Annotated in this window: 9 protein-coding genes; 2 read left to right on the top strand and 7 right to left on the bottom strand. The window is 70.4% G+C overall.

The window, feature by feature from the left end:
- Positions 1–85 precede the first annotated feature (85 nt).
- Positions 86–5,503 (top strand): pullulanase-type alpha-1,6-glucosidase, encoded by a 5,418-nt coding sequence (gene pulA / locus ABZ845_RS01910; RefSeq protein ID WP_360971859.1) that lies wholly within the window; start codon positions 86–88, stop codon positions 5,501–5,503.
- A gap of 26 nt (positions 5,504–5,529) precedes the next feature.
- On the opposite strand, the gene ABZ845_RS01905 is transcribed toward pulA, so the two are convergent.
- Positions 5,530–6,222 carry a TetR/AcrR family transcriptional regulator gene (locus ABZ845_RS01905; RefSeq protein ID WP_360971857.1) on the bottom strand — a complete coding sequence of 231 codons (693 nt, stop codon included), beginning with the start codon at positions 6,220–6,222 and terminating at the stop codon, positions 5,530–5,532.
- A 145-nt stretch (positions 6,223–6,367) separates the two neighbouring features.
- A complete protein-coding gene (locus ABZ845_RS01900) occupies positions 6,368–8,299 on the bottom strand; it encodes a hypothetical protein (RefSeq protein ID WP_360971855.1) in 1,932 nt (643 codons plus the stop codon).
- Positions 8,300–8,439: 140 nt separating this feature from the next.
- Here ABZ845_RS01900 and ABZ845_RS01895 point away from each other — a divergent pair, with 140 nt between their 5' ends.
- Positions 8,440–8,853, top strand: a complete 414-nt coding sequence (locus ABZ845_RS01895) for a hypothetical protein (protein WP_360971853.1) — start codon at positions 8,440–8,442, stop codon at positions 8,851–8,853.
- Positions 8,854–8,936: 83 nt separating this feature from the next.
- On the opposite strand, the gene ABZ845_RS01890 is transcribed toward ABZ845_RS01895, so the two are convergent.
- The 5 genes from ABZ845_RS01890 to ABZ845_RS01870 form a co-directional block, all read right to left on the bottom strand.
- On the bottom strand, positions 8,937–10,508 hold the full coding sequence (locus ABZ845_RS01890) for a DUF1996 domain-containing protein (RefSeq protein ID WP_360971851.1): 1,572 nt from the start codon (positions 10,506–10,508) through the stop codon (positions 8,937–8,939).
- Between the two features lie 338 nt (positions 10,509–10,846).
- Positions 10,847–11,851 (bottom strand): SDR family oxidoreductase, encoded by a 1,005-nt coding sequence (locus ABZ845_RS01885; protein WP_360971849.1) that lies wholly within the window; start codon positions 11,849–11,851, stop codon positions 10,847–10,849.
- Positions 11,852–11,942: 91 nt separating this feature from the next.
- A complete protein-coding gene (locus ABZ845_RS01880; protein WP_360971847.1) occupies positions 11,943–12,521 on the bottom strand; it encodes a winged helix-turn-helix domain-containing protein in 579 nt (192 codons plus the stop codon).
- A 453-nt stretch (positions 12,522–12,974) separates the two neighbouring features.
- Positions 12,975–14,003: a glutamine synthetase gene (gene glnII / locus ABZ845_RS01875; RefSeq protein ID WP_360971845.1), complete on the bottom strand. Its 1,029-nt coding sequence runs from the start codon at positions 14,001–14,003 to the stop codon at positions 12,975–12,977.
- 171 nt (positions 14,004–14,174) lie between these two features.
- Positions 14,175–14,660: a MarR family transcriptional regulator gene (locus ABZ845_RS01870; protein ID WP_360971843.1), complete on the bottom strand. Its 486-nt coding sequence runs from the start codon at positions 14,658–14,660 to the stop codon at positions 14,175–14,177.
- Between the last annotated feature and the right edge of the window lie 99 nt (positions 14,661–14,759).

Below are 14,759 nucleotides of genomic sequence, written 5' to 3'. Positions count from 1 at the left end.
CGGTCACGCCGGCGCCCGGCACGGTAGCCGTGCCGTTGGTGTGGGGTCGCACCAAGAGAGCCGTAGTCGCTAGGAGTTCACGCCTGTGATACCGATATGGCCGGCGCCCCGGAGGCGCCGTACCCCGCAGCGGAGACGAGTCACGGCGGTCGTCGTCACCGCCCTCGCCGCCGCGCTCGTGCAGCCCCTCGCGGCGAGGGCGGCGACCCCGCCGCCCCCGCCTCCGCCGGACTCCCGCCTCGCCGCCGAGCCGGCCCGGCACGACGACACCCGCGAGCAGTTCTACTTCGTCATGCCGGACCGTTTCGCCAACGGGGACAGGTCCAACGACCGGGGCGGGCTGACCGGTTCACGTCTGAGCACCGGCTACGACCCCACCGACAAGGGCTTCTACCAGGGCGGTGACCTCAAGGGACTCACCAAGCGCCTCGACTACATCAAGGGGCTCGGCACCACCGCCATCTGGATGGCCCCGATCTTCAAGAACCAGCCCGTGCAGGGGACGGGGTCCAATGCCTCCGCCGGCTACCACGGCTACTGGATCACCGACTTCACCCAGGTGGACCCGCACTTCGGGACCAACAAGGACCTTCAGACGCTCATCTCCAAGGCGCACGCCGAGGGCATGAAGGTCTTCTTCGACGTCATCACCAACCACACCGCCGACGTCGTCGACTACGAGGGCCAGTCGCACGACTACCTCTCCAAGGGCGCCTTCCCCTACCTCACCAAGGACGGGCGGCCCTTCGACGACGCCGACTACGCGGACGGCACCAGGAAGTTCCCGGCCGTGGACGCCGCCTCCTTCCCGCGCACACCCACCGTCCCGGCCCGGAAGAAGAACATCAAGGTCCCGTCGTGGCTCGACGACCCGACCATGTACCACAACCGGGGCGACTCCACCTACGCCGGAGAGAACGCCACCTACGGCGACTTCTCCGGCCTGGACGACCTGTGGACCGAGCGCCCCGAGGTCGTCAGCGGCATGGAGAAGATCTATGAGCGCTGGGTGCGGGACTTCGGCGTCGACGGCTTCCGTATCGACACCGTGAAGCACGTGAACATGGAGTTCTGGACGCAGTGGGCGACCGCGCTCGACCGGTACGCCGCCGCGCACGGCCGCAGGAACTTCTTCATGTTCGGCGAGGTCTACTCCGCCGACACCTCCGTCACCTCCCCGTACGTCACCCAGGGCAGGCTGGACGCGACCCTCGACTTCCCCTTCCAGGACGCGGCCCGCGGCTATGCCTCCCAGGGCGGCAGCGCGCAAAAGCTCGCGGCCGTCTTCGGTGACGACTACAAGTACACGACGGACAAGGCCAACGCGTACGAGCAGGTCACGTTCCTCGGCAACCACGACATGGGCCGTATCGGGTACTTCCTGAAGCAGGACAACCCCGCCGCGTCCGACGCGGAGCTGTTGCAGAAGGACAGGCTCGCGAACGAGCTGATGTTCCTCAGCCGGGGCAACCCGGTCGTCTACTACGGCGACGAGCAGGGCTTCACCGGCTCGGGCGGCGACAAGGACGCCCGCCAGACGATGTTCGCCTCCAAAGTTCCCGACTACCTCGATGACGACGAGATCGGCACCGACCGCACCCATGCGAGTGACTCGTACGACACGAGTGCACCGCTCTACAAGGAGATCGCAGCTCTCGCCAAGCTCCGCGGGAACAACCCGGCGCTCACGTACGGCGTCCAGACCGAGCGCTACGCGGCCGACGGCCCCGGAATCTACGCGTTCTCCCGGACGGACGCGAAGACCGGTACCGAGTACCTCGTCGCCCTGAACAACGCCGGCGACACGAAGCAGGCGACGTTCGCGACCGGCTCGGCGGACATGCCGTACAAGGGGATCCACGGAACCGGCGACACCGTCACCTCCGGCGCCGACACGAAGGTCACCGTCACCGTCCCGGCCTACTCCGCCGTCGTCCTCAAGGCCGCCCGCCCGCTCGGCGCACCGGCCTCGAAGCCGGTGATCACCCTGAAGGCCCCGGACGCGGGCGCCACCGGCACGGTGGAGCTCTCCGCGGACGCCGAGGGCGGCCGGCTCGACCGCGTCGTCTTCGCCGCCCAGACCGGCAACGACCCCTGGCGCGTCCTCGGCTCCGCCGACCACGCCCCGTACAAGGTCACCCAGACCATCGCCGAGAACGTCCCCGCCGGAACCGCCCTGCGCTACAAGGCGGTGGTGATCGACTCGGCGGGCCGTACGGCGAGCGCGACGGCCACGAGCAGCACCGGCACCCCGCCCGCCCCGCCCGTCCCCACCGCCTCCTCCCGCGACTACGCGATCGTCCACTACAAGCGCACCGACGGCGACTACACCGACTGGGGTCTGTACGCCTGGGGCGATCTCGCCGACGGTGAGGCGACCACCTGGCCCGCGAGCCACCCCTTCGTCGGCCGGGACGCGTACGGCGCCTTCGCCTACGTCAAGCTGAAGCCCGGCGCCTCCGACGTCGGCTTCCTGGTCATCGACAAGGACGGCACCAAGGACGTCGCCGCGGACCGCAGTATCGATGTCACCAAGACGGGCGAGGTGTGGATCGAGCAGGGCAAGCCCGACATCCTGACACACAGACCCGACTACCCCGCGCCGGACAAGACGAAAGCCGTCATCCACTACCACCGCGCCGACGGTGACTACGACGGCTGGGGCCTGCACGTCTGGACGGGCGCCGCGCACCCCACCGACTGGTCCAGCCCCCTGAAGCCGGTACGGACCGACGCGTACGGCGCGGTCTTCGAGGTGCCGCTCGCCGACGGCGCCACCAGCCTCGGCTATATCGTCCACAAGGGCGACGAGAAGGACCTTCCCGCCGACCAGTCGCTGGACCTCTCGGCGAACGGCCATGAGGTGTGGCTGCTCAACGGCCAGGAGAAGTACCTGCTGCCGCAGCCCGCGGGCAGCGTCGCCGCCCTGGACCTGACCACGTCCAAGGCGATCTGGATCGACCGGAACACGGTCGCCTGGAACGGGGCGGAAGGCGCGGCGTCCACCCAGCTCGTCTACTCCCACGACGGGTCGATCACCGTCAGGGACGGAACTCTGACGAGCGACGACGAGCGCTGGCTGCGGCTGACAGGAACTACGCTCACGGACGCCCAGAAGGCGAAGTTCCCCTATCTGAAGGACTACACCGCCTGGTCCGTCGACCCGCGCGACCGCGGCCGGGTGCGTGAGGCCCTGAACGGCCAGATCGTGGCCTCCCAGCGGGCCGCGAACGGCGCCGTGCTCGCGGCGACCGGTGTCCAGACCGCCGGAGTGCTGGACGACCTGTACGGCGACGCGGCGCAGGCGAGGCTCGGCCCGACGTTCCACCAGGGCCGTCCCACGCTGGCGGTGTGGGCGCCCACCGCGCAGTCGGTGGGGCTGGAACTCGACGGCTCCACGGTCGCCATGCGGCGCGACGCCGCCACCGGCGTCTGGTCCGTGACGGGCCCGGCGTCCTGGAAGAACAAGCCCTACCGGTACATCGTGAAGGTGTGGGCGCCCAGCGTCCGGAAGATCGTCACCAACAAGGTCACCGACCCCTACTCCCTCGCCCTCACCGCCGACTCCGCGCGGGGCCTCGTCGTCGATCTGGACGACAGGTCGCTCGCCCCGGGCGGCTGGTCCGGTCTGAAGAAGCCGAAGGCGGTGCCACTGAGGGACGCCCAGATCCAGGAGCTGCACATCCGGGACTTCTCCGTCGCGGACAGGACCGTCCCGGCGGGGGAGCGAGGCACGTACCTCGCGTTCACCGACCAGCACAGCGACGGTTCCCGGCATCTGCGCGAGCTGGCCCGCGCGGGTACCTCGTACGTCCATCTGCTGCCCGCGTTCGACATCGCGAGCATCCCCGAGAAGAAGTCCGAGCAGACGACCCCCGGCTGCGATCTCGCCTCCTACGCCGCCGACTCCGACCGGCAGCAGGCATGCGTCACCGCGACCGCCGCGAAGGACGCCTACAACTGGGGCTACGACCCGTACCACTTCACGGTCCCCGAGGGCTCCTACGCCACCGACCCGGACGGCACCCGGCGCACCGTCGAGTTCCGCAGGATGGTCCAGTCGCTGAACCAGGACGGCCTCAGGGTCGTGATGGACGTCGTCTACAACCACACCGCCGCGAGCGGTCAGGCCGACACGTCCGTGCTCGACCGGATCGTGCCCGGCTACTACCAGCGGCTGCTGCCCGACGGCTCGGTGGCCAACTCCACCTGCTGCGCGAACACGGCGCCCGAGAACGCCATGATGGGCAAGCTCGTCGTGGACTCCATCGTCACCTGGGCCAAGGAGTACAAGGTCGACGGCTTCCGCTTCGACCTCATGGGCCACCACCCGAAGGCCAACATCCTCGCCGTACGCAAGGCTCTCGACGCGCTGACCCCCGAGAAGGACGGCGTCGACGGCAAGAAGATCATCCTGTACGGAGAGGGCTGGAACTTCGGGGAGGTCGCGAACGACGCCCGCTTCGTACAGGCCACCCAGAAGAACATGGCCGGCACCGGTGTCGCGACCTTCTCCGACCGGGCCCGTGACGCAGTACGCGGCGGCGGCCCCTTCGACTCCGACCCCGGCCTCCAGGGCTTCGCGTCCGGGCTGTACACCGACCCCAACTCCTCCACGGGCAACGGGACGACGGCCGAGCAGAGGGTCCGTCTCCTGCATGACCAGGACCTCATCAAGGTCGGCCTGACCGGTGACCTCGCCGCGTACCGCTTCACCGACACCGACGGCAAGGAGGTCACCGGCGCCGGGGTCGACTACAACGGGGCGCCCGCCGGATACGCGGACGCCCCGGGCGACGCCCTCGCGTACGTGGACGCGCACGACAACGAGTCACTGTTCGACGCGCTCACCTACAAGCTGCCCAAGGACACCTCCGCCCTCGACCGGGCCCGTATGCAGGTGCTCGCCATGGCCACGGCCGCCCTCTCGCAGGGCCCCTCGCTCTCCCAGGCGGGATCCGACCTGCTGCGCTCCAAGTCCCTGGACCGCAACTCGTTCGACAGCGGTGACTGGTTCAACGCCATCCACTGGGACTGCCGGGACGGCAACGGCTTCGGGCGCGGGCTGCCTCCGGCGGCCGACAACCAGTCCAAGTGGCCTTATGCCGCACCCCTGCTGGGCTCGGTCAAGGTGGACTGCCCGGCGATCGAGGGGGCCTCGGCCGCCTACCGGGACCTGCTCAGGATCCGTACGACGGAGAACGCGTTCTCCCTCGGCACGACCGCCCGGGTCCAGGACGAGCTGTCCTTCCCGCTGTCGGGCAAGGACGAGACGCCCGGCGTGATCACCATGAGGCTCGGCGACCTGGTCGTGGTCTTCAACGCCACCCCGCGGCAGCAGGAACAGCGGATCGGCGGCCTCGCCGGAACGCCCTACGGACTGCACCCGGTGCAGGCGGCCGGCGCGGACGACGTGGTGAAGACCGCCTCCTACGCGGTCGGCTCGGGCACGTTCACCGTTCCGGCGCGGACGGTGGCGGTCTTCGCACGGGCGGCGCGGTAGGGCCCGCCCCCGCTGGAGGGAACCCCCTAGGAAGCGAGGGCCACGAGCCGGCCGACCAGGTCCGTGAAGGGACCGTCGGCCGGCTCGCCCTGGAGTGCGTGCCGCAGCAGCGCCTTCGTCTCGTCGTCGTACGCCGCACTCACCGCCGCCAGCGCCGCGAAGTCGTGCACGAGCTGCTTCTCCAGGTCACGGCGTGGAATGCGCCGTCCGTCCAGCCAGATCAGGGCGGTCGACTCGCAGAGCGAGATCCAGGAGCGGATGACCAGTTCGAGCCGTACGGGCGGTGGATCCTGGATGTCCAGATGCACCAGCATCTGGACATACGCGGCCTGCCGCACCGAGCTGATGAGCGCGTTCGTCCGGGAGGAGCCGACGGCCGGGCCGCCGCGCATCAACGCCGAGAACCCGGGTCCGTGTTCGTCCACGAAGTCGAAGAACCGGCTCATCACTCGCAGCAGCCGCTGCCCCAGTGGACCCTGCCGCGGCTCCACGAACCGGTCCGCCAGATCCTCCGAGGCACGCTTCAACGCGGCTTCGTAGAGACTCCGTTTGCCGGGAAAGTAGTGGTAGACCAGCGGGCGGGAGATGCCCGCCGCGGACGCTATCTCATCGATGGAGACCTCGTCGGGGGAGCGCTGGCTGAACAGTTCGAGCGCGACGCCGATCAACTGCTGCCGCCGCTCTTCGACTCCCAGTCTGCGGCGTACCCCGGTAGTCATGCGAACACCTTACCGATTGAATCCAGCCTTGAGCGGGCCGGATCGTCATCGGTTGTCCATACGGGCAGAACAAGCCTCTCGCCGGGTGCGTATGACACACGCGGCAGCAGCGAGCCGTCACTCTCCGCAGCGGACGGGGTGTTGCTCAGCGCAGACCGCTGATCGTCCTTCCGCTCAGCAGAGTTCCCCTCAGCCCCGCCTGGGCCCCCTGGCTCGTACGCACCGCGAGCAGATTGCCCCGCCCCGAACCGCTGACCCCGCCGGTCGCGTGGATCGACGCGGTGTCCTGGCTGCCCGCGGCGAGCAGGTACCAGGCTCCCTCCGCCGACTTCCACAGAACTCCCGCGAGCACATGGGGGTCCTTGGCCCCGCACGCGGCGACGCCCTCCGCCTTCGCCGCCACCGCGCCGTACCGCCCGCCCGGCGTGTGGAACTCGGCCAGGACCCTGGGTGCGTCGCCCCGCCAGGTGTCCGCCCGGGCGCACACCCATGCCGCGGCCCCGGAACCGTCCGGCAGGGCCTGACGCGCGTACTCCCAGGCGTTCACGGACCGCACGCCCTGACCCCGCACCGTCGCGAGCGAGCAGGCGAACGGCGACCAGGTGCGCAGCGCCTGGGCCCCGGACACCTCTCGCGGAGCGGCGGGCCGCCCCACCGTGAGATGCGCCGGGGTCAGCTCCCCGAGGTCGGTCAGCAGCCGTGTACCCGAGCCGTCCGTCAGCTGGAGCACGTTCCACGACGTGCACGGAGCGTCCTGCCGGACGGGGCCGGCGAGCGGCGCGGTCACTCCGTCGGTGGGGCCGAGGTACAGCGTCGCCGCCGACGGCACCAGGAGGTTGCGCATCACGGCCTTGGTCACCCAAGGAGCGGTCAGATAGCGGATGCCGCCATCGGCGCGGTACAGGACCACCGCGTCCGCCTCGGCGCCGGTGGCCGCGTCGACCCTGGCGAAGTCGAGCGCCGCGCCGCTTCGCCCGCCCAACGGCTCGGCGTACCGGGCGATGCGCAGACCGTCGTAGAAGATCACCACGCGGGCGGTGTCCACCCGGCCGGAGTACAGCAGCTGCGGCGGTCCGGCCGGGGGACCCGAGGGGGTGCCGGGGGTCGCCGAGACCTGGACCGCCTGCCCGGGGTCGGCCCACGCGGCCAGGGCACGCCCGAGCAGCGCCCGGTCGCCGGTCAGGTCGCCGCGCGCGGGCCACACGGAGAAGTCCGTACGCGCCGACGTCTTCCAGGCGCCGGACGGCACCCGCGTCACCATCGCCGGGTCCAGCGCGGCCTCGGCGGCCGGATTGCGCGCGTACGAGGGGAGGTCCGCGCCCCAGCCGCCGCTCGGCAGCACGAGCAGCGCGGCGCACACCACGGCGGCCGCCACGGCGGCCAGGACGGCCTTGGTGTGCTGTCTGCGCCGCATCAGATCGGTCGGCAGTGCCTGCAGAGCACACGGGTCGAACTCGGGGGAGGCGAGCAGCCCGTCCTGCGCCGGTACCCGCGCGGCCTCACGGATCGCCGCCGCGGGGTCCCCCGCACCCGCCGAGCGCAGCACCTTGCGCACGGCGTCCTCCGGCAGGTGCTCAAGACCGCGCAGCGCATACGCGGCGCGCGCCGGGCCGGAGAGCGCGGACAGCCGCTGGTCCAGGGCGAGTTCACCGGCCCCACCCGAGCGCGGGAACAGCCTGAGCCCCCACACCTGGGGCAGCAGCGGCGGCAGCTGCGACCGCTTCGGCCAGGCCGTGCGCAACAGCGGGCGGCCCGCCTCCAGCGCCGCGCGCACCACCTTCAGGCGCAGCAACGCATACCCGGGGCCGCGGTCCCGGACGCCGCCCAGACCCTCGACACCCCCTCTGGCCTGGGCCGGGATCACGGGCGCCGCGGCACGCCCGCGAGGCAGCGCACGCTGGACCAGGGCATGCGCGGTGAGCACCCGGCGGCCCTGGCCGAGTCCCGGCGGCAGCACCAGATAGGCGAGCCGGACGAGCCGGGGGTAGTGCTCGACGAGCGCGGCCTCGGCCTGCTCTACGTCGACGACCGGCCCGGAGGACCGAGGAGAGCGGTGGGCGACATGCTGTGGCTGCACGCCGGGCAAACGAGCACACCGCCGGTTTGGTCACCTGTGATCGCGATGCCGTTGAGCAAGCGGCGTCCCGCAGCCGTAGGGAAGGGCAGGGTCCCCGCGAGGACTCCCAGCGGTGTGGGCCGAAGCGACCGGAGGATGACATGAGGTGGACGCGCGAGAGGCTGGCGGCCGGTGCGGCCGTCGCCCTGATGGTGCTGACCGGCTGCGCCGGTACGAGCGGTTCGGGCAGCGCACAGCAGAAGGTCCCGGCGACCGCGACCGGCAGCCTGGAGGACCTGGCGGCGGACGTGAAATGCAAGCCGGACATCCAGACGGACGCCGACACGATCCGCCAGGCCATCTGCAAGAACCCCGACGGCAAGTTCGTGCTCGCCACGTTCGCCACCGACCGGGGCCAGCGTGAGTGGATCAACGATGCCAAGGACTACGGCGGCTACTACCTGGTGGGCCGCAAGTGGGTGGCGGTCGGCGACAACGGGGTGGTCAACGCGCTGCGCGGCACACTCGGCGGCGATGTGGAGATCGGCACCGACCACCACGCCCACAGCGGCTGAGCGGCTCCAGCGCAGACAGACCGAAGGCCGGTGGCGGGAACTCCCGCCACCGGCCTTCTTCGTCGGATCAGCGCATCAATTGATCACTGGCACTGACGGCCGCTGTTGATGCAGCCCGCGATCCTGTTCGCGAGGCCGCCGGTCGTGACGCTGATGAAGTCGTCGTGGTCGGTGGCCGGCTTGTGGAGCTGCTCCGGGAAGCCGTCGACCGCGTAGGCGTTCTTCACCACGCCGTTCTGGACGGTCGGCGGGTTGATCTTGTACACCAGGCGCATCGTCAGCTGCGGGATCGCCTTGAACCCGTTCTGGCAGTTGCCGTTCGGGTCGGCGAAGGCCACGTGCGTGCGGTGGTTGGCGCTGTCGATGTTCTGGCCGTCCCAGCAGCTCTGGAACGCGAACGTACGCACCACGTTGCTGCCCTGGGGGCAGATCGGGTACTGGTTCGTCAGCTGGACCTTGTTCTCGAAGCCGGTGCAGCTCCAGTGCGCGTTGGCGTTCGCCAGACCGTTGGTGGTGGTCTTCGCGTCACCGGTGATGATGCGCAGGAACTGCGGCATCGCGACGACCTTGCTGTTCGGGTTGCCCACGTACTTGATCTGGGCCTGCACCGGGGTCAGGATCCGGCCGACGTTGCCTTCCTTGCCACCGCCGTCCGCGTTCTGGTCGAAGTCCTGCGTACCGTCCTGGACCCGGACCACCGGCCAGTAGTACGCCGACAGGTCGTTCTTGTTCTGGCAGCTGGTGCCGCCCTGGAGGAACGTGTCGTTGCTGGAGAAGGCGTTGACCTTCTGGTTGCCGACGTAGTCGTGCAGGTGGTGCGCGCCGTTGGTCACGCCGGGCGCCACGATCACGTTGTCGGTGTTGTGGTTCTTGTTCGCGTTCACGCCGCAGCGGGTGATGAACGTACCGGTCGAGCCGTTGCCGCCCGCGCGCGGCTTCGCGGCGACGTTCCGCTGGACCTTGGTGATGTCCACGAAGTCGGCCGCGGTCGGGCCGTTGCCGGCCTGACCGGCGTTCTGGCCGCCGCTTTGCTGACCCCCGCCGGCGCCTGCCTGGCCGCCTGTGCCGGTCTGCCCGCCGGTGCCTGCCTGGCCGCCCGTGCCGGTCTGCCCGCCGGTGCCTGCCTGGCCGCCCGTACCTGCCTGCCCGCCGGTGCCCGCCTGCCCGCCGGTGCCCTGCTGCGGGTTGGCCGGGATTCCGGTGCAGGACGCCATCGAGTCCAGGTTGCGCGGCGTCCTGCCACCGACCCGGGTGATCTCAAGCTTGATACGGCCGATGATCACCACCCGCCGGTCCTTGAGCGGCTGGAGGATGGTGTTCTGGACGTAGTTCCCGTCCTGCGCCTGAGCGGCCCGCGTGGTGGCCAGCTGCTGGTAGGCATCCGTGATCTGGCGGTCCAGGTTGCCCAGCTCTCCGCCGACCTCGTTCTTGGCCTGGTTCGGCACGTTGGTGAGCTGCTGGCCCACGTCCGGGCAGGAGATCGTGGCCACCTGGCCCCAGGCTGCCTTGGCGCTGTTCTGCGTCGAATTCGTCTCGTGCGCCGACGCGTAGTAGTTGGCCCAGATCAGCCCGCCCCCGCCGAGTGCTAGGGCCGCCGAGGCGGCAATGGCTTTGGTCGCCAGCGGCGTACGGCGTTTGCGTGTATTGCGTCCCATGGAACTCCTCTGACTTCCTTTCGGGGCGGAGGCGCCCGACAGGGGTGTGCGGCGCCATCCCATACGCAGGAGGCTCATGGGGCGTTCAGAAACCTCTGGAAAAACTTCAAGCTTCACAGGGGCATTTCGGGCGCAAGGGTCACAGAAGCTGCTGTTTCAACGGCAGTTGAGGGGGGTACGCCGCTCCTTATTGAATCGAATTCAATAAGGAAGCCCCGGCCGTATTCGCCGATTCACCGTTCGTGATCGAAATTTGGCGAGTACGGCCGGAACCCGGCGACAGTCGTCTTCTTCGGAAACCTCTGGAGTCAGGGGAAGACGAAGAGCGACAGGAACGGTCAGGCGGTTCCCAGCACCTTCGCCTCGGTCGCCGGATCGAGGCCCACGGGGGGCCTGCCCGGCCGCAGGGGCGCGGTCCCGCCGATGCTCCGCAGCCACTCCCAGGTGTCCGCGACGGTCTCGGCGGCGGGGCGGCAGCGCAGTCCCGTGGCGACGGCCCTGGACACGTCGGCGCGGTGCAGGGCGTCATGCATGTCGCTGTGCGGCTGTACCCACACGGGCAGCTGCGTCCACGGCTGGATCCCGGCGTCGAGGACGGCCTCCGGTGCCGTCCACCGCAGATCGGCCGTACCGCCGGTGACCTCCGCGCACGCGTCGAGGAGTTCGCCCATCGTGCTGTGCCCCTGGGGGCTGATCAGGTTGTACGGGCCGCTCAGCTCCCGCTCCGCGGCCCCGAGCGCCCACTCGGCGAGGTCGCGGGCGTCGACGTACTGGAGGGGGAGGTCACGTGGCCCGGGGGCCAGGACGGGGCCCCCGCGAGCCATCCGGGTGAGCCACCAGGGCAGGCGCCCGATGTTCTCGTACGGCCCGAGGATCAGCCCCGCCCGTACGAACACGGAACGGTCCGCGCCGAAGGCCCCCAGCGCGGCCAGCTCGCCGCCCCGCTTGTCCCGGGCGTACTCGGTCTGTCCGGCATCGGCCTCGGCGCCCTCCACGAGCGGCGCGTCCTCGGCGTAGTCGGCGGGCGGGGCCCATGCGTACACCGAGCAGCTGGAGATGTACACATACCGTCCGGCGCGCCCGGCGAGCAGCCGGGCGGTCTCCCGCACCGCCCGGGGCGCCCCCGACCAGGTGTCGACGACGGCGTCCCATTCCCCCCGCTCCCCGCCCTCCAGCTCCGCGAGCCCGCCGGGCGCGGTGCGGTCGCCCCGCAACGCCCTGACCCCGGGGAGGGGCGGGTGGTGTCCCCGGTTGAGGACGGTCACCTCCCAGCCCCGCCCCAGCGCCGCCTCCACCACGGCCCGCCCCACGAATTCCGTACCGCCCAGCACCAGAAGTCTCATGCCGACGACTGTGCCCGGACGGACCGCGCGGCGGAACCCGGATCTGCTGACAGAAGAGCCGGCCGAGGATCCGCCGCCGGACGGGTGGCGCTCAGCGGCGGGCGGGCGGCACGTACTTGTAGCCCACGCGCCGCACCGTCTGGATCGCCCCGCGGTGCTCGGCGCCGAGTTTGCGCCGCAGCCGTGCGACATGGACGTCCACGGTGCGGCCGTCGCCGACGTGGCCGTAGCCCCACACCGTGCTCACCAGCTGGTCCCGGGTGTGCACACGGCCCGGATGCGCCACCAGATGGGCGAGCAGCTCGAACTCCAGGTAGGTCAGGTCCAGTTCGCGTCCGTCCACATGGGCGACGCGCTGCGCGGTGTCGACGCGGACGAGCCGGTCGTTGTCGCTGTCGATGCCGTTTCCGCCCGTGTCTTCCCCGTCGTCGGACGGAACGGCCGCGAAGCGCGGCAGCGGAGCGTGCGCATCGGCCGGTACCAGCACCAGATAGCCGATCATCGGCGGCCTGCCCGGCAGGCTGGGCAGGGCGTGCTGGGGTGCCGGCAGCCAGGTGGCTCCGGGCGGCAGGAAGTCCGCGACGTCGACGGTTTCGTCCCGGTCGACGGCACGCAGCCGTACGGCGGGAGAAGGGGAGACGGTGGTCGGGAGGGAACGAGTGGTCGCCATGAGAGGTCAGCTCTTTCGCGCGAGGAGGTCGTCGGGGACGTACGTCGTGCGCGCTGGCCGAAGGCCGGGTGTACGGCTCTAGAGGACCGTACGGCGTTACAGGGCCCGCGCGTTCATCGCGCGACAACACACCCGGTCGAAGTCGTGGTGCTGACGGGAGGGCCAGAAGGGCTCGAGGTCGTGGCGACCCGTCGCGGCGCACTTCTGGTGGCTGGCCATACGCCCATTGAAGCAGACACCGGCCCACCGCAGGAGTCCCGTCTCATCCGGCCGGACGTTCGAGCCGGGCCGCAGGCGTGAGGTCGATCACCTTGTCCGGACTGCCGTCCGATGTCGCGGACAGCCCGGCGGCGGTGAGGGCGGCGGTGACGACACCGGCCTCTCATCCCCTCGACAAGGGCAAGGGGGCTCCCACCGGACCGGTGGGAGCCCCCTGGGAGCGAGTGGACGGGATCAGACCTGGCCGGCCTTCTCCAGCGCGGAGCAGCAGGTGTCGACCAGCAGGCGCGTCACGACGTACGGGTCCACGTTGGCGTTCGGACGGCGGTCCTCGATGTAGCCCTTGCCGTCCTTCTCCACCTGCCACGGGATACGGACCGAGGCGCCGCGGTCGGAGACGCCGTACGAGTACTCGTTCCACGGGGCGGTCTCGTGCAGACCGGTGAGGCGGTCGTCGATCCCGGCGCCGTAGTTCTTGACGTGGTCCATGGGCTTGGAGCCCTCACCGAGCGCCTCGCAGGCGGTGATGATCGCGTCGTAGCCCTCGCGCATCGCCTTGGTGGAGAAGTTCGTGTGCGCTCCGGCGCCGTTCCAGTCGCCCTTGACCGGCTTCGGGTCGAGGGTGGCGGAGACGCCGAAGTCCTCGGCGGTGCGGTACAGCAGCCAGCGGGCGACCCACAGCTGGTCCGCGACCTCCAGCGGGGCCAGCGGGCCGACCTGGAACTCCCACTGGCCGGGCATGACCTCGGCGTTGATGCCCGACAGGCCGAGGCCCGCCTTGAGGCAGTTGTCCAGGTGAGCCTCGACCACGTCGCGGCCGAAGATCTCGTCGGCGCCGACACCGCAGTAGTAACCGCCCTGCGGGGCCGGGAAGCCGTTCTCGGGGAAGCCGAGCGGGCGGGTGCCGTCGAAGAACGTGTACTCCTGCTCGATGCCGAAGACAGGCTCCTGGGCGGCGAACCGCTCCGCCACCTCGGCCAGCGGGGACCGCGTGTTGGACGGGTGCGGGGTCATGTCCGTGTTGAGGACCTCGCACAGCACCAGGATGTCGTCACCGCCGCGGATCGGGTCGGGACAGGAGAAGACCGGCTTGAGCACGCGGTCCGAGGCGTGTCCCTCGGCCTGGTTCGTGGAGGACCCGTCGAAGCCCCAGATCGGCAGTTCGGCGCCCTTGGCGTCGTCGGCCAGGATCTTCGTCTTCGAACGGAGCTTGGCCGTCGGCTCGGTGCCGTCGATCCAGATGTACTCAGCCTTGAAGCTCACGGGCCACATCCTTCGGGGGTGGTTCTCGACCGCGCGGCCGAAGCCGTTCGCGGTCGTTGCGGGTACGCGGCGCAGCGGCATCGGGCGCCGGGTGATGCCCGGCAGCATGTCAACTGGCCATTTCCCGTCCGTTGCCCTCGTGTGAATGCGGTGTTACCGGGCCGTCGTCCCTCAGGCCGTCGCAGGGGGAGGAAGCCGTCCGTCGTCCGCCCCGGCGGCCTTCCGGACGCCGTCCAGAAAGCCGTGCACCGCCGCCCGCTCCCGCTCGTCGTACCCCCGAAGCAACCGCACCGCCTGGCCGATCAGTGGCCCGAAGAACGTCTGCCCGAGGTCCACCGCCCGCTCGTCGACCTCGATGAGCACCCGCCGCCGGTCGCGCGCGTCCCGCACGCGCCGCACATGGCCGAGCCGTTCCAGCCGGTCGACCAGCGCCGTCGTACCGGCCGAGTTGAGTCCGAGCAGGGAGCCGAGACGGCCCGCCGTCATGTCCTGGCCGGCGCGGGACGCGTCCATCAGGGCGATCAGGGCGCGTACGTCCGTGGGGTGCATGCCGTTGCGCAGTGCGAAGCGTGCGCTGTGCAGGCCCAGTTCGACGGTCACCGCGCGCAGCAGATGGACGATCTCCATCTCGGGTCCCTCGTCTGCCTGGTCCGCCATGTTCGCCTCGCCCCTCGAACGCCGGTATCTCGCTGGCCAGTTGCCTCGCTCGGCAATTATATTGCCAATCGATCATCTTGCTCAACGAGAGAATCGGGG

The sequence above is a fragment of the Streptomyces sp. NPDC047022 genome, assembly GCF_040644155.1.
Classification (GTDB): domain Bacteria; phylum Actinomycetota; class Actinomycetes; order Streptomycetales; family Streptomycetaceae; genus Streptomyces.
This window is presented reverse-complemented; position numbering and strand designations above follow the sequence as displayed.